This window comes from Rossellomorea yichunensis (assembly GCF_032337515.1).
GTDB lineage: Bacteria > Bacillota > Bacilli > Bacillales > Bacillaceae_B > Rossellomorea > Rossellomorea yichunensis.
On the sequence record NZ_JAVYAD010000006.1, the window covers coordinates 379,724 to 397,287 of the forward strand.

At 44.1% G+C, this 17,564-nt stretch carries 12 protein-coding genes; all 12 read left to right on the forward strand.

Going from position 1 to position 17,564, the window contains the following annotated elements; genetic code table 11:
• The first annotated feature begins 170 nt into the window (after positions 1-170).
• The 12 genes from RSX31_RS18085 to RSX31_RS18140 all read left to right on the forward strand — a co-directional run bounded on the left by RSX31_RS18085 (position 171) and on the right by RSX31_RS18140 (position 17,558).
• Positions 171-2,123 carry a fructose-specific PTS transporter subunit EIIC gene (locus RSX31_RS18085; protein ID WP_315635547.1) on the forward strand — a complete coding sequence of 651 codons (1,953 nt, stop codon included), beginning with the start codon at positions 171-173 and terminating at the stop codon, positions 2,121-2,123.
• A gap of 66 nt (positions 2,124-2,189) precedes the next feature.
• Complete coding sequence (locus RSX31_RS18090; RefSeq protein ID WP_315635549.1) at positions 2,190-4,829, forward strand: glycoside hydrolase family 38 N-terminal domain-containing protein; 2,640 nt, start codon at positions 2,190-2,192, stop codon at positions 4,827-4,829.
• Between the two features lie 12 nt (positions 4,830-4,841).
• Positions 4,842-6,533, forward strand: coding sequence for a sugar phosphorylase (locus RSX31_RS18095; protein ID WP_315635551.1), 1,692 nt, complete (start codon positions 4,842-4,844; stop codon positions 6,531-6,533).
• Between the two features lie 63 nt (positions 6,534-6,596).
• Entirely contained in the window at positions 6,597-7,721 is a 1,125-nt protein-coding gene (locus RSX31_RS18100; protein ID WP_315635553.1) for a glycerate kinase family protein, read from the forward strand.
• A 135-nt stretch (positions 7,722-7,856) separates the two neighbouring features.
• On the forward strand, positions 7,857-9,803 hold the full coding sequence (locus RSX31_RS18105) for a BglG family transcription antiterminator (protein WP_282138270.1): 1,947 nt from the start codon (positions 7,857-7,859) through the stop codon (positions 9,801-9,803).
• Positions 9,804-9,931: 128 nt separating this feature from the next.
• A complete protein-coding gene (locus tag RSX31_RS18110; RefSeq protein ID WP_315635556.1) occupies positions 9,932-11,854 on the forward strand; it encodes a PTS fructose transporter subunit IIABC in 1,923 nt (640 codons plus the stop codon).
• Positions 11,855-12,075: 221 nt separating this feature from the next.
• Positions 12,076-12,828: an alpha/beta hydrolase-fold protein gene (locus RSX31_RS18115; RefSeq protein ID WP_315635557.1), complete on the forward strand. Its 753-nt coding sequence runs from the start codon at positions 12,076-12,078 to the stop codon at positions 12,826-12,828.
• On the forward strand, positions 12,812-14,128 hold the full coding sequence (locus tag RSX31_RS18120; protein WP_315635558.1) for an ABC transporter substrate-binding protein: 1,317 nt from the start codon (positions 12,812-12,814) through the stop codon (positions 14,126-14,128). The genes RSX31_RS18115 and RSX31_RS18120 overlap by 17 nt, the downstream gene beginning before the upstream one ends.
• A 67-nt stretch (positions 14,129-14,195) precedes the next feature.
• A complete protein-coding gene (locus RSX31_RS18125) occupies positions 14,196-14,942 on the forward strand; it encodes an N-acetylmannosamine-6-phosphate 2-epimerase (RefSeq protein WP_315635559.1) in 747 nt (248 codons plus the stop codon).
• Positions 14,896-15,750: a MurR/RpiR family transcriptional regulator gene (locus tag RSX31_RS18130; RefSeq protein WP_148970486.1), complete on the forward strand. Its 855-nt coding sequence runs from the start codon at positions 14,896-14,898 to the stop codon at positions 15,748-15,750. The genes RSX31_RS18125 and RSX31_RS18130 overlap by 47 nt, the downstream gene beginning before the upstream one ends.
• Before the next feature lie 28 nt (positions 15,751-15,778).
• Positions 15,779-16,693: an ROK family protein gene (locus RSX31_RS18135; RefSeq protein ID WP_315635561.1), complete on the forward strand. Its 915-nt coding sequence runs from the start codon at positions 15,779-15,781 to the stop codon at positions 16,691-16,693.
• Positions 16,683-17,558 carry a carbohydrate ABC transporter permease gene (locus tag RSX31_RS18140; RefSeq protein WP_315635563.1) on the forward strand — a complete coding sequence of 292 codons (876 nt, stop codon included), beginning with the start codon at positions 16,683-16,685 and terminating at the stop codon, positions 17,556-17,558. Before RSX31_RS18135 ends, RSX31_RS18140 begins: the two co-directional genes overlap by 11 nt.
• The last annotated feature ends 6 nt before the right edge of the window (positions 17,559-17,564 follow it).

Genomic DNA, 17,564 nt, shown 5'->3' on the forward strand with positions numbered 1-17,564 from the left:
TCATTATATCACTGATTGTTATACTCTTTTACCTCCTCTTACGAATGATAAGGCTTTCATTCTGTACAATTGTACGCTGGATGTACAAAAGACCTGATGGTTTCTGTGTTATAACTACATTGTAAGGGATTTCACAGGAAATGATATTTACTAATAGAGAGGTGAACCTCATGGAATTAAGAAAAATGACAGATGGACAATTGGTCATATTTGATATTGAATCAAACTCAAAACAAGAGATTCTTGAGACGCTTGTGGATGCGTTATATAAACAGGATGTTTTAACGTCTAAAGAAGATTTTTTACAAGCTGTACTGGAGAGGGAGAAGATCTCTCCCACAGGGTTAGAAGCGGGGCTTGCGATCCCCCACGGGAAAAGCTCAGCTGTAAAGAAAGCGAAATTTGCCGTCGCCAGACTTCGAAACGGTATCGATACATGGGAAAGCATTGATCCGACGAACAAAGTCAAGCTTGTATTCCTACTTGCCATACCGGATGCGGAAGCCGGATCAACCCACTTAAGTGTCCTATCTGAACTGAGTACACGACTGATGGACAAGGGCTATATCAATAACTTGATGAACGCTTCTTCACCTTCAGAGTTTCTATCATTATTAGATCAGAAGGAAGAGGTAGTCGAGGCTCCTCAAGAATATACCAAAACGGTACTGGCCATCACTGCCTGTGCAGCGGGTATCGCCCACACGTATATGTCTGCAGAGGCATTGGAGAAAGCAGGACGTGAGATGGGTGTCCGTGTTCTTACAGAGAAACAGGGTGCGAACGGGATTGAAGATGAGCACCGGGGGGCGATTTTGAAAGAAGCGGATGCCGTTGTTTTTGCTACCGATATTGCTCCTAAGAATAAGGAACGTTTCGCTGGGAAGCCATACGTTCAAACACGTGTAGCAGAACCGTTGAAGCATGCCAAGGAGATCATTAACCGGGCGTTGACGAACCCGGATGGAACCGTTTCAGGGGACAGTGGTGAAGAAGAGGTTTCCACTGGAGGTAATAAGCAGGGACTTCTGTCTGAGATCACTCAGGCGGTCATGACCGGGATTTCTTATATGATTCCTGTCCTTGTCGCAGCCGGTCTGATGATGGGGATTGCGAAGCTCTCTGCCATGCCGATGGGTCTCGTAGATCAAATTCATGATATTAAGTATGCGACTCACTCAAATGAACTATTGGTGATCCTTCATCACCTTGATAAATTCGGCGGCATGATCTTTAAGTTCATGTATCCAATCTTCGGGGCTTTCGTTGCTTATTCAATTGCCGACAGAGTTGGACTCGTTTCCGGGTTTATTGGAGGGGTATTTGCAGCAGGACTTCACTATACGTTCTGGGGAATCGAAGGTGGAATTCCATCAGGTTTCCTAGGGGCACTGATCCTTGGATTAACGGCTGGATATGTCTCTAAATTCTTAAATGAAAGAATTAAGCTAAATAAAAATTTAATCGCAATGAAACCGATGTTAATCATTCCTGCGATTTCTGTATTAACGATTTTCTTCCTTAATTTCTACATTGTTGATCCCGTTTTCGGCGGACTTAATGCACTTCTAAGTGAGTGGATCACAGCGGCTCAAGGGGCAGGGAATGTAGTGCTCGCAAGTATCATCGCTGCTGCCACCGCCTTTGACTTAGGTGGACCGATCAACAAAGCAGCCGGAGCTATTGCCATCGGACTTGCAGCTGATCAGATCTATCCGTTGACAGCACGTGTATTGGCGATCGTTATCCCGCCGATCGGTTTGGGACTTGCGACGGTTATCGATAAATATGTAGTAGGTCGCCGTGTGTTCGATGCGAACCTGCGAGTGGCAGGGAATACGTCTTTATTACTTGGATTTATCGCCATCAGTGAGGGAGCGATTCCATTCATGCTCCGTAACCCGCTGATCACGATACCGATCAATATCATCGGGGCTATTTTAGGATCCGTAACGGCAGTCGTACTTGGGGCCGTTCAGTGGTATCCACTTCCGGCTGTCTGGGGATGGCCGCTCGTTGAAAATATTTGGGCTTACCTCATTGGACTTCTGGTAGGGGTATTGTTCATCGCTTTCGCAAACATTTTCATCCGCTTTGCAATCTTGAAAAAGAACGAAAAATAATCACAAAAAGGGGGCTGGGTCTTTATGGACCCGGAACCCTTTACCTATTATTTGGAGGGAACATCCATGAAAAAGCGCGTTTATGTCGTACCTCATTCCCACTGGGATCGTGAATGGTATTTTACAATAGAAGATTCGAATGTATTACTTGCAGAAAACCTGGACCATCTCTTAGATGTTCTTGAAACAGATCAAGACTATACGGGCTATGTATTCGATGCCCAGGCAAGCATTGTGGAGGAGTATTTGAAGGTCCGTCCTGAAAACAGGGACCGATTGAAGCAGCTTGTGGAAATGAAGCAGCTGTTTATCGGACCTTGGTATACGCAGACCGATTCCCTGCTTGTGAATAAAGAATCCATCATCCGTAACCTGTTATACGGAACCAAGATATCGAAGAGTTTCGGTCACAGTATGAATTGTGGTTACCTGCCTGATATTTTTGGACAGAATCAGTATCTTCCTTCAATCTTCAAAGGATTCGGTATCGATAACAGCGTCCTTCAGCGGGGAATTTACACCGATCAATTGAAAGGTGATTTGAATTTCAAGTGGAAATCTCCTGACGGTGAAACCGTGCATGCCAACAACATTTATTTCGGATATGGACCGGGGAAATTCCTTGAAGCTACAGAGGAGTATAAGGAAGAACGACTGTTTCCGATTCTGGAGAAACTGGCTGATATGAATCAGAATAGTGACCATCTCCTTCTCCCGGCAGGCGGGGATCAGGTGCTTGTGCGTGAGCATTTCCCTGAGACCATTAAGCAGCTGAATGAAAGCTCAGAGGACTATGAGTTTGTCCTTTCCGACTATGAGACCTTTATGAAGGATGCATGGGAGAACGAGGCGGATTTGACAAATGTGATTGAAGGCGAATTGACGGCGACCCAGAAGTCCCGTATTCATAACACAATCCGTTCCCAGCGCTATGATATTAAGAAAGCAAATTATGAAGTCGAACATAAGATTTTGAATGTATTGGAGCCATTGGCGGTCATCGGTCAATCCTTGGGCCTTCGTTATCCCCAGGCATGGCTGGACGGAATGTGGAAGGAACTCTTCGATGTCCATGCCCACGACAGTATCGGCGGGTGTAACTCCGATGATACCAATCGTGATATCGTTCAACGGCTGGAAAAGGTGAACCGTATTGCAGATGGGCTCCTGAATATCTTGAAGAAACAAATGACTGAAGCGATCAGCAAGAAGCTCGGTAATGACTCCGTTTTTGTATTCTTCAACACGAATGCGTCTGAATTTTCCGGAACGGTGGAGGCTGTCCTGTTTACAAAGTCTGATCAATTCAACGTGAAGGACCTTAATGGAGAGCTTGTTGATATGGAAGCCGTTGACCAGGAATATATAAGCGGCGGTAAGAAAATTGTCGTGACTGCTGAAGGCGAAAAACAGGTAGAGGTCCCGGGTTATTATCGCACCGTCGTAATGGCAGATTTGAAAGATGTTGCCGGGTTAGGGTACGAGACATATATGGTTGAAGAGCTCAGCGAAGGTATGAAAAGGCTTGAAGACAGCAAAAGTCGGACGATTGAAAATGAACATGTGAAAGTTGAATTTGTGGAAGGTAATCTGACCCTGACTGAGAAAGGTAAGGGCAAAGTGATTCCCAATCTGCTTCGATTTGAAAATGTCGGTGATGCAGGAGATTCCTATGATTTCTCACCTTTGGAAGATGATCAGCCTCTTTGGTTAGAAAATGGAGAGCTTCTTTCTGTAGAAACAGGTGAGCTTTCACAGAAAATCATGGTGAAACATGAGGCCCTTGTACCAGGGAATCTGGAGGACCGCCAGGCGGAAATCAACAGCGAACCATTGGTGGTCATCTCGACTCTTGAGCTTCAAAAAAATGAAAAGTTCGTCCGGGTTCAGCATACAATCGAGAATGCTGTTGAGGATCACCGTGTACGCGTTCTATTGAATACAGGGACAAACAAACCTCAGACTTCCTTTGCCGATCAAGGCTTTGGGCTGATTGAGCGAAGTGTGGACAATCCGTATATGAAGGATTGGAAAGAGAATGGTTTTGCGGAAGCACCGGTACCGATTTATTCCCTTGAAAACTTTGCAGGGGTATCGACTGATTCCCATACTTTTGCGGCCGTAACAAGAGGGATCAAGGAATATCAAGTGCTTGAAAACTCAGGTGAACTCGCTCTTACTCTATTTAGAAGCGTCGGGTTGTTAGGGAAAGATGATCTCATGTGGCGTCCGGGAAGAGCATCGGGCATTAACAATAAAGTCGTTTATACCCCTGATGCGCAGATGAAGCAGAAGATGGTGTTTGAGTACGGGATTTATGTAGGGGATGCAGAGCCTGTGGAGATGTTCGGGCTGACGGATCATTATGTTGCTCGACATGCTTCTTATCAGAAACAAAGCTTGAATACGTTTGAAGAGCGGTTGGAGCGTTTTGAGATTCCTTATCCGGTTAAGGAGATGGATGACAAGGTTTCATTGTTGGAAATGGACAATCCTTCTGTTGTGATGAGCAGCTGCAAGCGTGCCTATGATGACAAGTCGATTGTTGTTCGCTTGTTCAACCCGACTGAATCCGTTCAGACCGTGAAAGTAGACCATGAATTCAGCAACGTTTCCATCACGAATCTGGCGGAGGAATTCCAGGAAGAGGCGGGTACGGCGATCACAGTCAATCCGAAGAGCCACCTCACATTAAAACTATCTTAAGAAGGTGAAATCATGACAAAGCAAGAACTAGTACGGAATGTGGAAGAGAGATTAAAGACGATTTACGGGGAAGATTTCAAAGAGGAGTTCCTGACTTCTTTTACAGGGCTAGTGGATAAATGGAGTCGTCATTCCTGGGAAAGCGCAGCACCAGTGTCTGAAGAAAACGTTTATCTGATCACGTATGGTGACAGCATTTACGAAGAGGGCAAGCCCACACTTGCTTCTCTTCGCACCTTCTTAAATGAAAAGGTGAAGGGTTCGATTACGGACGTACACTTGCTGCCGATGTTTCCTTATACATCCGATGATGGTTTCTCAGTCGTGGACTACCGTCAAGTGGACCCGAAACTCGGGGATTGGACGAACATTGAAGAACTGGCTCAGGATTATCGCTTGATGTTTGATTTTGTTGCCAATCATATTTCGAAATCCAGTGCGTGGTTTCAAGGTTATATCAATGGTGAAGAGAGATACAAGGAATATTTTGTTCCAAAGAATCCTTCTTTTGATCCTAGTGGCGTCGTACGTCCCCGCACATCGCCTTTGTATCATGAATATGAAGGACGTGACGGCTTGAAAACGGCTTGGACGACCTTTAGTGAAGACCAGGTTGATTTGAACTTCCGCCATTTTCCGGTATTAAAGGAAACGACGGATATTTTACTTGAGTATGCGAGCAAGGGCGGGACAAGCATCCGATTGGATGCCATCGGGTTCATTTGGAAGGAATCAGGCACAACCTCCATCCATCTGCCCCAGGCACATGAAATCATCAAGCTGTGGAGAGAGGTCATGGACTTCTTTAAGCCGAATACCCAGATCATTACGGAAACGAATGTACCGCATAAAGAAAACATCAGCTATTTCGGTGATGGGACTGATGAAGCCAATATGGTCTATCAATTCTCCCTGCCTCCATTGGTGCTGTTTTCACTGACGACTCACAATGGTGAAAAGCTGACGGAATGGGCGAAAACGATTGATACCGTTTCGGATACTGCGACCTATTTCAACTTTCTGGCGAGTCATGATGGAATCGGGATGCGTCCGACTGAAGGGATCCTGACAGAGAACGAGAAACACAAGCTTGTGAATAAAGTGAAAGAAAACGGCGGTCGTGTTTCGTATAAAGCCAATAGTGATGGCAGCCAGTCTGTTTATGAGTTGAACATCAACTATTCAGCAGCGTTGGTCAACCAAGGTGAGGATACGACAGAAGAACTGGAAGTGAAGAAGATGTTGGCCGCACATTCCATCTTGTTATCGTTTGTGGGAGTTCCGGCCATTTACTATCATTCCTTACTGGGCTCTCATAACGATGAAGCGGGTGTAGCGTCGTCAGGCATCAACCGCAGGATCAATCGTGAGAAGCTGGAGCTTTCAAGTATCCTTGGAGAATTAGAGACAAGTTCCCGTCGCAAAGGGATTTTCGAAGGCTTACAGGAAATGATTTCGATCCGACAAAAGGAATCTGCTTTTTCTCCGTATGCAGGGCAGGAAGTGCTGGAACTGGGTGCCAATCTATTCGGACTGAAGCGTTTCAATCAGGAAACAGGAGAGAGCATCACGTTTGTCGTCAACCTGGATGCTGCTCCAGCAGCTGTAACGCTTCCTCATTCAGGCTTCGATTTACAGAGTGGAAAAGAAGTAAGTGGAGAAGTTGAATTAAACTCGTATGAATTCATGTGGGTAAAACAATAGATCAATATAGGTGCCAGTCGCTTTTACAGGCTTCTGGCACCTTTTCATAGGAGCGTGTGTGATATGAATTTTTTAATAGCTTCTGATTCCTATAAGGATTCATTATCAGCTTTTGAAGTGGGAGAAGCGGCTCGTAAAGGGATCCTTTCTGTTATGCCATCAGCTCATGTTGAGAACTCTCCCATGGCAGATGGTGGAGAGGGAACCCTGGATGCCCTGCTCTCATGTCTGGATGGAGAAGAGAAGGAAGTCCCGGTACATGACCCGTTAATGAACCCTGTTCTCGCGCGTTATGTTGTTTTTAATGGAGACACTGCTTTTATTGAGAGTGCCCGCAGCAGTGGACTTCCCCTCGTACCATTTGAGAAGAGGAATCCATTGGTGTCGAATACGTATGGGTTGGGGGAACAGATAAAGGATGCCGTCATGAACGGATATCGCAACATTGTCATTTCCCTTGGCGGGAGTGCCACGAACGACGGCGGAGTCGGGATGCTGCAGGCGTTGGGATGGACCTTTTATGATGAGGACGGAGTAGAGGTTGAAGTGAAAGGGAATCCATTGCTTAAGGCAGCTTCGTTTTCTGATCATGAGCGGATACCCCAACTGGAGCAATGCTCGTTCACGATTGCGAGCGATGTCACGAACCCTTTTTATGGAGAGAAAGGTGCTGCCCATATTTTTGGCAGACAGAAGGGTGCCACTTCTGCAGGGATCCTGGAACTTGATGCCGGTTTGGTGAAGCTCTCTTCCCTATTTAGTGAAGTGTATGGGATCGACGTCCAAGATGTCCCTGGATCGGGTGCTGCCGGAGGGCTTGGTGGAAGTATCGTTGCCGCTTTGAACGGGGTTCTTCAATCGGGGGTGGATACGATTATTGAACTTACCAAGTTAGAAGAGAAAGTGATGAAAGCAGACATCATCTTCACCGGAGAAGGAAGCTTGGATCAGCAATCACTGATGGGAAAAGTGCCGGTTGGGGTTGCGAAACTGGCGAAGAAGCACAGTAAGAAAGTGATCGGGATCGCGGGTCGGATTGATACGGATTTGGCAGAGATGAATCAGTACCTGGATGCTGTTTTCTCGATTCAGACAGAGTGCCGGTCGCTGAAGGAAGCGTTGAAGAGTGAGGTGACGGGTGAGCAGATCCGGGTGACGGTTGAGCAGGTTGTACGATTGTTAAGATGATGGAAGGGCGAGGCGACTAGAACCTCGCCTTATTTTTTTTGTTTAGAACAACAATTCCACTACCGAGTTTACATTTCCATAAGCAAAAAGTATCATAAGGGAGATAATCGTCTCAAACATTAAGAAGGTGAAATCATGAATGAGAGACAAAACGAAATCTTGCGTATGCTTATAGGCCAATCCAATCATTACATACTAGTGAGGAACATTACCGATCAAGTACAGTGCTCTGAAAAGACGGTACGAAACGACTTGAAAGCGATCCAACATTATTTAGAAGGTATTTCTTCTGCTGAACTAATTCGAAAACCTGGGCTGGGTGTCTGTTTGGAAGTGAATGAAGAGGATGAAAAAAAGCTGTTTGCTCTCCTTCACTCCACTGATGCGACATCGAGTGACCAGGAGGATGAAAGAAGGGTTATTCAAATAGCCTATCATCTACTGATGGATACTACCCCGGTCACATCCCAGGACTTTATGAGCCGATTTTACGTGAGTAAGGCTATTATAAAAAGAGATATAGAAAAAATTGAAACATGGTTAAAGCGCTTTGATATTACATTAGGTACCAGGCAAAAGGTAGGCTTAACATTAGAGGGCACAGAAAAGAATAAGCGCTCAGCACTTTCCCGTTTATCGGAAATGGTCAATCATCCAGCGCTTATTCATGATTTCATGAAGGATCAATTTTCATCTGCAGAATTCAAGGTTGTAAATACGGAGCTGAAAGAAGTGCAACGGAAATATGCACTGCGTTTTACCGACGAAAGCTTTGAACGGATTGTCCTTCATACTCTTCTGATGATCAAGAGAACCAAACTGGGACAAATCATTTCTATATCAGAGGAAGAGCGTCTTTTTTTACTAAAGAAAACCGAGTATCGTTGGGCTGTTGATTTCTCAGAGAAGCTTGAACCTTTCTTCTCCATTCGTTTTCCAGATAAAGAAAAGGCATACCTGACCCTTCATTTCCTTGGAGGGAAATATCGATCTCAGAAGGACACCTTAAACCAAAGCTTTCAAGATGACAATCCTATTCTTTTAAAAGTGATGAGTATGCTAGTGGAACGGGTATCCCAATCTACAAACATCGATTTTAAGAAAGACAGGGAATTACGGGAAGGATTAAACGTTCATTTGCATTCTACACTTAATCGTTTGGAACATGGACTTCCTGTCTCGAATGTCATGTTACATGAAATCAAGAAAATGTATCCTTATATGTTTGATCAATTGATGCTTTCGTTAGGGGATATTAATCAATCATTAGCCCTTGATATTCCCGAAGAAGAAGCAGCTTATTTAACCTTACACTTTCAATCTTCACTAGAAAGAATAAAAAATCAACATCTAACCACAACAAAAGTTGTACTCGTTTGCCATATGGGTATCGGTATGTCTCAATTATTGCGTACGAAAATTGAAAGGAAATTCTATTCTGTAAACGTTTTAGGAAGTATTGCTAAGTCTGAATTACAGGATTTCCTTTGTAAGCAAGAAGTGGACTTGGTGATCAGCACCATTTCGTTGCCGGAAATCAAAGTCCCTCACATCGTCGTTTCACCTCTATTGGAAAATAGTGATGAAGAACGTCTGGAGCAGTGGCTAAAGCAGGATAAACGGTCCTTCAAACGATCACCTGAGGAATCTATCTTATTAAAATATACCAATCCGTTTGTGGTGTTTCTTCAACAAGATGAAACGAGCAAATATGAGATCATAAAGAAGCTCGCTGCCTCTCTCTACTCAAAAGGCTATGTGGAGAAGGAATATATCGAAAGCACTATGATAAGGGAGAGAATGTCAGCTACCGCCATCGGTGCAGGGATAGCCATCCCTCATGGACACCCTGACTTGATCAAGCAATCTGCGATTGGTATTGCGACCTTAAAGGAACCTATTGAATGGGGAGTAGAAAAAGTATCATTAGTCTTTCTATTGGCAGTGAATAATGAAGAGCAGAAAGAAGTGAAACACCTATTTAGCGAAATTTCATCTTTAAGTGAAGATCCCAGGAAGGTTCAATCTTTGATTGTGCAGCAGGATATCATGAACTTTCTATCTGTGTTCAAGAATGAATGAAGTAAAGCGAATTGGCTTTACTTCTTATTTTTTGCTTTTTACCGGAGCTCCGGTAAAACAATGGTCTTTTTGTTTCAGCTTTTCATTGTATAGTGATTGTAAGCGATTACGAAAAAGGAGAATGAGAGATGAAACTACTAGCCATTACATCTTGTCCCAATGGTATTGCCCATACTTATATGGCTGCTGAAAATCTGGAAAAAGCAGCCAAACAGTTGGGGGTCCAGTTAAAAGTAGAGACCCAGGGTTCCATCGGGGTAGAAAATGAGTTCACTGAAAAAGATATACAAGAAGCTGACGGTATTATCATTGCTGCTGATAAAGCCGTAAACAAAGAGCGGTTCAATGGAAAGAAGGTATTAGTAGCAGGAGTGCAGGATGGCATTCGTAAACCGGAGCAGTTGCTTAAGAAAGTAATGAGTGGCGATGTTCCTGTCTATCACTCTACTTCCGGAGAAAAGAAACAGGCGGAGAAGAAAGAAAACCCAATCTATCGCCACTTAATGAATGGCGTATCGTATATGATCCCGTTCATTGTGATTGGTGGATTATTGATTGCCGTTGCCTTGACGATGGGTGGTGTGAAAACGCCGGGTGGTCTCGTCATACCAGAAGATTCATTCTGGAAAAGCATTGAAGCGATCGGCGGAGCATCATTCACGTTCATGGTCCCTATCCTGGCAGGGTTCATCGCGTATAGTATTGCAGACAGGCCAGGACTTGCACCGGGTATCGTCGGTGGATACATTGCAGCGAATGGAAGTTTCTATGGAAGTGAAGCCGGTGCAGGGTTCATCGGTGGTATCATAGCTGGTTTCCTGGCGGGGTACGTTGCCCTTTATATTAAAAAGATTAAAGTTCCTAAAGCCATTCAACCAATCATGCCTATTATCATTATACCGGTGTTGGCATCCTTAATTGTCGGATTGGCATTTGTATTTATAATTGGTGCACCAGTCGCTCAAACATTTGAAGTACTAACAGGCTGGCTCTCAGGTATGCAAGGGACAAGTTCTATCTTACTTGCCCTCATACTGGGCGCCATGATCTCCTTCGATATGGGAGGTCCGGTGAACAAAGTTGCCTTCCTCTTCGGTTCTGCCATGATTGCAGAAGGAAACTATGAAATTATGGGACCGATAGCCGTTGCCATCTGTATTCCGCCAATCGGACTGGGACTGGCCACTTTCATCGGCAAAAAGAAATTCCAGGCATCTGAAAGAGAAACAGGAAAAGCAGCATTTACAATGGGCTTGTTCGGTATTACAGAAGGAGCAATCCCATTTGCGGCACAAGACCCACTCCGTGTCATTCCTAGTATCATGGTCGGTTCCATGACAGGATCAGTCATCGCGATGCTTGGTCATGTAGGAGACCGGGTGGCTCATGGAGGTCCGATTGTTGCCGTTCTTGGTGCTGTGGATAACATATTGATGTTCTTTGTTGCTGTTATTGCTGGTGCGGTTGTCACCGCGTTAGTGGTCAACCTTTTAAAGAGGGATGTTGTGACGGATGAAGAGGCAGTAGCAGAGGGTGAAATGACGAACTCACCAGATATTGCTGAAGAGCAACCTCAAATGGAGTCAATTGAAATCAACAAGCTAACGGATATAACCAATTTAGAGCTGATTGATGTGAACTTGAAAGGTTCTACACGTGACGATGTCATTGATGAAATGATTCAAAAATTAGATAAAGCGGGAACGATCACTTCATCCATCGATTTTAAACAATCCATCATAGACCGGGAAGAAGAAAGTACCACAGGGATCGGTATGAATATTGCCATTCCTCATGGGAAGTCCACTGCCGTTACAAAACCAAGTGTTGTGTTTGGAATCAAGAAAGACGGTGTGGATTGGAAGAGTCTGGATGGATCGGATGCCAAGTTGATATTTATGATTGCTGTTCCTAAAGAAAGTGAAGGGAATGAGCATTTGAAGATATTACAACTGTTATCCCGTCAGCTGATGGATGAGGAATATCGGAATCAGTTGTTGAATGTAAAGACGAGGGAAGAAGCTTATGAGTTATTAGAGGAGATAGAGTAATTTTTAGGACGAGGAGGTTTAATAAGCCGCCTCGTCCTTATTTTATATGTTTAAAATTTGTGCGTTTTTGATTGTAAGAATGGATCTTTCTATTCTTTAGTATGGAGCATTTATCCACCAAAAAAATAAAAAATGGAGAACATATTCACAAAAGCGCTTTCATATGCTAGGATAGAAACTAATAGGGGAACCTATTCTGGGAAAGGGGGAGAATACGCTCGTTGAATTCTAGATTGAAAGAATGCGTGATGACGAGTCATTATTTACGAAGAGATCAACTTTACTACACCTATGAATACAAGAGGGGTCAAAGCAATGTAGTAGATTTACTGTTTATTCAGGATGGGATGGACTATGTAGAACTGGGACATATCGATCAAGCTCTGGAATCAATTCTGGAAAACTTGGAATCCATTCATCTATTCTTGGTTCTTGTGCCGCCGCCAAGCTCTGAAGAACGCTATCATCTTTATCATCCACAGGGAGAGCGGCTCGAGTCGTACATTCGATTTTTCCAGGATGAGCTTCTGATGACTGTTCGGCGCCGTTTTGAAAATGAAGATAAGGAGATTCGTAAAGTTGGTTTGTTAGGGGATTCTCTTGGAGCTGCTGTTAGTGTGAGTATAGCTTCTGAATTTCCGGAATCATGGTCTCACTTACTATTGCAGTCCGGTGCTTTTACAGCTAGTCACGTCGTTAAAATTCAAAATCTTCAAAAAGTTGATTGGCAAGTGTACCAGGTTGTCGGTCTGCAAGAAGAAGCGGTTACCTATCCACTAACTGGAGAAAACCTTCCAATCCTAACTTACAACCGAAGTCTTCTCAAACAACTTCAATCCATCACAGATACCATTACATACTACGAAGAAGACGAGCAGCATCTCTGGGATTTTTGGCGAAGGGACTTACCACGTGCAATCAGCTATTTTGTTGAAACAAATATAAAAGGGGAAAGGGATGAACGCAATGTTTAAAAATGGAAAGTTTTTATTAACGCTTATGTTGATGTTTGCTATGCTATTTACAGCTGCTTGTAACAGCAGCAGCTCAAGCTCTTCTGAAGGACAGAAAGAGGGAACGGAAAAGGAACCAGTGGAAATTGAATTCTGGACCATGCAGTTATCTCCAACTTTTGATGATTATTTAAATGGGGTCATCGCTGATTTTGAAAAGGAAAACCCAAATGTGAAAGTGAAATGGGTCGACATTCCTTGGGGTGATATGGAAACAAAGATTCTTTCAGCAGTCGCTTCCAAGACGGCTCCCGACGTAGCGAACCTGAATCCTCAATTCGCGGCGAAATTAGCAGAACTGGATGCGTTAGTGAATATGGATGAAATGGTTTCGGAAGATGTTAAAAGTAAATACTTTGAGAACATCTGGGCTTCTAACACGTTTGACGGAAAAACATTCGGTATCCCTTGGTACCTTTCTTCTCAAGTAACGATGTACAACTCAGAGATCTTCAGGGAAGCAGGATTGGATCCCGAGAAAGCTCCAGCCACTTTTGAAGAGCTGAAAGAAGTTTCTAAAACAATCAAAGACAAAACGGGTAAATACGCATTCTTCCCGGCTCTTGATGGAAGTCATCTTTTAGAAACAATGGTTATGATGGGTGTAGACTTAACAAATGAAGATATGACGAAAGCAACGTTCAACACAGCTGAAGGCAAAGAGTCCTTCAATTTCTTCGTGGACCTTTATAAGGATGGTTTAATTCCTCGTGAAGTCTTAACAGAAGGTCACTCTAAAGCGGTTGACTTATACCAGGCGGGTGAAATCGCGATCCTGGCATCCGGTCCCCAATTCCTGACAATTGTAGAGGAAAATGCCCCTGATATTTTAAAAGCAACGAAAACAGCTCCAATCATCACTGGTGATACGAATAAGAAAAACGTGGCAGCGATGAACGTGGTTGTCCCGAAACAATCCGAGCATCAAAAAGCAGCAGTAGACTTCTCGATTTTCTTAACAAACGCTGAAAACCAAGTGGAGTTTGATAAACAAACGGCTATTCTTCCATCCATTGAAACAGCTTTAGATGATCCTTACTTTAGTGAAGAGCCGGCAGATGCTACTCCAATTGATAAAGCACGTATCGTATCAGCTGGTCAATTGAAGGACAGTGAAGTGTTAATTCCGCCAATGAGCAATTTCGAAGAGCTACGCACAGCTATGAACGAAGCCCTGCATGCTGCGATGCTTGGAGATATGACAGTGGATGAAGCTTTAGAGCAAGCAGAGATGAAATGGAACGAAACACTATCTAAATAAAGGAAATGAAGGAAAGGGAGTTTATCTCCCTTTCTCTCATTTCAATGAAAGCACGGTGATGAAAAAAATGATCAGTAAGGAAATCGTATTCAATCAACTGAAAGGGAAGCTCGTGGTTTCCTGCCAGGCACTACAGGATGAACCTTTGCACGGCTCGGATGTAATGGGGAAAATGGCAAAAGCAGCTTGCGTTGGAGGCGCGTCCGGGATAAGAGCAAACAGTGCAGTCGACATTGAAGCCATCAAGGGCTATGTGGACCTGCCGATTATTGGCTTGGTGAAGAGAGACTACCCCAAAAGTGATGTCTACATAACAGCCACCAGAAAAGAAGCTGATGAACTGATAGGAGCAGGGGTGGATATCATTGCCATCGATGCAACTGACAGACCTCGTCCAAACGGTGAGTCGTTGGAAAGCTTGATCGCTTACTTAAAGGCCAAAGGACAAACCATTATGGCGGACGTTTCTACATTTGATGAGGCGTTGAAGGCTGTGAAGCTTGGTGTGGATTGTGTCAGCACGACGATGTCGGGATACACCCCATACTCTCCTCAGCAATGCTGTCCGGATTTTATTTTATTAAAGAGATTGGTTGATACCCTGCAAATTCCTGTATTTGCTGAAGGAAGAATCTCTACGCCGGAGGATGTGAAGCGGGCGATGGATATAGGAGCTCACGCAGTTGTAGTGGGATCAGCAATTACAAGACCTCAGGAAATCACGAAGAAGTTTGTTCAATCAATTCAGAGTAGAGGAGAGAAACAAGATGAACACACAAACGGCGTCCAAGAGCAAGTTAGGCGGATTAATTAATAGTTACTTTCCTTCGTTAACGAAATCAGAGCAAAAAGTGGCGGCAGTCGTGCTGGAACAGATGGAGAAGGCCCTTTATTATTCCGTCACCGACCTTGCCGATGTGGCAGAAGTGGGAGAGACGACGGTTTTACGGTTTTGCCGGAAGATCGGAATGAAAGGGTATCAGGAATTCAAGCTGGCGATAGCCAAGGATTTATCCTCCCTTTCACAAGAAGAGGAGTCGGATCCGAGCAAGCCTTCAGGTTTCATTCAATCGATTGCTTCCTACACAAAGAATGCCATTGATGAAACCGTTAATAAACTGGATGATGAAACATTAGATCGAGCGATTCAACTATTATCAGGCGCAAAGTCCATCCACTTCTTTGGAGTTGGAACATCCGGACTGACGGCACTGGATGCGAAGAATCGTTTTTTACGGATCGGCTACAGGTCCGATGCAGTGATCGATCCTCATATTCAGTCGATGACGGCTGCCACAGTTGGAGCGGGGGATGTTGTCATTGGATTGAGTATTTCAGGGAGTACAAAGGATACCATTGATTCTCTGACGTTAGCGAAAGAAAACGGAGCGAATGTGATTGCGATTACGTATTACGCCAGGTCCCCGATTACGAAGCTTGCCGATGCTGTCCTCTTAAGCGGAGGGAAAGAATCTCCTCTTGAAGGCGGATCCATGATTGCGAAGATCTCACAGCTGTTTGTCATTGATATGCTATGTACAGGCCTTGCCCTTCATAATAAAGAGTACTCTCTTGGGATGAAAGAAAAAACAGCAAGAGCCGTAGTGGAGAAAATCTACTAATCTCTTATAAGAGAAAGCGGGTGATGGGATGAAGGTCATCGGAATAGATGTTGGGGGAACGGAAGTCAAAGGATCCGTTGTGAATGAAGATGGGGACATTTTATTTGAAGCAAAGGTTCCGACCGATATTTCAAAGGGAAGAGATGGAATACTGGAATCAATTCACATTGTGATTGGTTATTTAATGAAGAAAGACAGTGCCATCTTGGGAATCGGCATTGGCACAGCAGGTCGGGTGAATGTTCATAGTGGTGAAATCGTATTTGCTACAGCGAACTTACCATCCTGGCAGGGAACCAATGTAAAAGCAGAAATCGAATCGAGGTACAGCTTACCTTGCGTTGTTGAAAATGATGCCAACGCGGCTCTCATCGGAGAGCTATGGAAGTCACAAAGAAAACCTCAATCGGCGGTCATGATCACACTCGGAACCGGGGTTGGAGGAGCAAATGCTATAAATGGTGAGGTCTTAAATGGCTATCATCATCAAAGTGGAGAATGGGGACATGTGGTTCTCGTTCCAAATGGAAAGCTATGCAATTGCGGGAAGAAAGGGTGCATCGAGCAATACCTTTCGGGTACTGCGTTAGTGCAAGCCGTTCTCACCGAAACGGAGCTCTCTTTCAGGCATGGCTCAGAGATTTTCGAAGAATTTTCAAAGGGAAATCAACAGGTCAAACAGGTGATTGACCGATACTTAGATTATTTAGCGATTACGATGTATAACATTTCGGTGTCCATCGACCCGGAAATGATTTTCATAGGAGGCGGGGTCATTGATTCCAAGCGTCATTGGTGGACCTCCTTTCGAGGGAAATTGAAAGAATATTGCGTTAATACGAGTGTTCATCCTGCTTCTTTGGGTAATAAAGCAGGCATGCTCGGAGCAGCTAAGCTCATATTTCAAGTGATAGAGAAAAGAGGGGAGCCCATTGAAAAGTAATCCTTTAACACCGTTTCTGTTTCTGATACCGGGAGTCATCATTCTTGGTGCATTCATCTTCTACCCCATGCTTAACGCGATTTGGCTGAGCTTTACAGACTACAATATCGTTGCGGACGCAGAGTTTATTGGTATGGAGAATTATAAAGAACTATTTGCCGATGCATTGTTTTGGAAAGTGTTAGGTCAGACCTTATTATACTTAATCATTGTTGTACCGGCACTCGTCATCCTGCCGATCTTCCTTGCGATTCTTGTGAACCAACAGGTGAAGGGAATTGGATTCTTCCGTTCAGCTTATTATGTTCCTGTTGTGACCTCGATGGTTGTTGTGGGGATTGCCTGGAAATGGGTGTATGCAGACCGCGGTATTTTAAACTACATACTGGAATCGTTCGGATTGATTGATGAACCCATCAATTGGTTGACTTCAACATCAACGTCGATCTTTGCCGTCATGGTTGTCACCATTTGGAAAGGGTTGGGGTATTACATGGTCATTTACCTCGCGGGCTTACAATCCATACCGGATGATTTATATGAAGCAGCTGATATTGATGGTGCGACCAAATGGAAACAAATCTGGCATATTACTGTTCCTTTATTAATGCCTTCGATCATGATTGTTACGATCATGTCTTCGATTTCAGCCATGAAGGTATTCGAAGAAATCTACGTCATGACGGGTGGGGGACCACTCAACAGTTCGAAGACATTGGTATTCTATATTTATGAAGAAGCCTTTGACAAGCTGCAGATGGGCTATGCCAGTGCAGCCGGAGTTGTCTTGTTCGTCATTACACTTATCTTTTCCGTCATAAACATCAAATTTATGAGCAAAAAAGAATCTGATATAAAGGGGTGATTCTCC

What these genes read in the sequence shown, in the direction of transcription:
- RSX31_RS18085 (WP_315635547.1), top strand. Translation starts at nt 171, where the DNA reads ATGGAATTAAGAAAAATGACAGATGGACAATTGGTCATATTTGATATT.
- RSX31_RS18090 (WP_315635549.1), top strand. Translation starts at nt 2,190, where the DNA reads ATGAAAAAGCGCGTTTATGTCGTACCTCATTCCCACTGGGATCGTGAA.
- RSX31_RS18095 (WP_315635551.1), top strand. Translation starts at nt 4,842, where the DNA reads ATGACAAAGCAAGAACTAGTACGGAATGTGGAAGAGAGATTAAAGACG.
- RSX31_RS18100 (WP_315635553.1), top strand. Translation starts at nt 6,597, where the DNA reads ATGAATTTTTTAATAGCTTCTGATTCCTATAAGGATTCATTATCAGCT.
- RSX31_RS18105 (WP_282138270.1), top strand. Translation starts at nt 7,857, where the DNA reads ATGAATGAGAGACAAAACGAAATCTTGCGTATGCTTATAGGCCAATCC.
- RSX31_RS18110 (WP_315635556.1), top strand. Translation starts at nt 9,932, where the DNA reads ATGAAACTACTAGCCATTACATCTTGTCCCAATGGTATTGCCCATACT.
- RSX31_RS18120 (WP_315635558.1), top strand. Translation starts at nt 12,812, where the DNA reads ATGAACGCAATGTTTAAAAATGGAAAGTTTTTATTAACGCTTATGTTG.
- RSX31_RS18125 (WP_315635559.1), top strand. Translation starts at nt 14,196, where the DNA reads ATGATCAGTAAGGAAATCGTATTCAATCAACTGAAAGGGAAGCTCGTG.
- RSX31_RS18130 (WP_148970486.1), top strand. Translation starts at nt 14,896, where the DNA reads ATGAACACACAAACGGCGTCCAAGAGCAAGTTAGGCGGATTAATTAAT.
- RSX31_RS18135 (WP_315635561.1), top strand. Translation starts at nt 15,779, where the DNA reads ATGAAGGTCATCGGAATAGATGTTGGGGGAACGGAAGTCAAAGGATCC.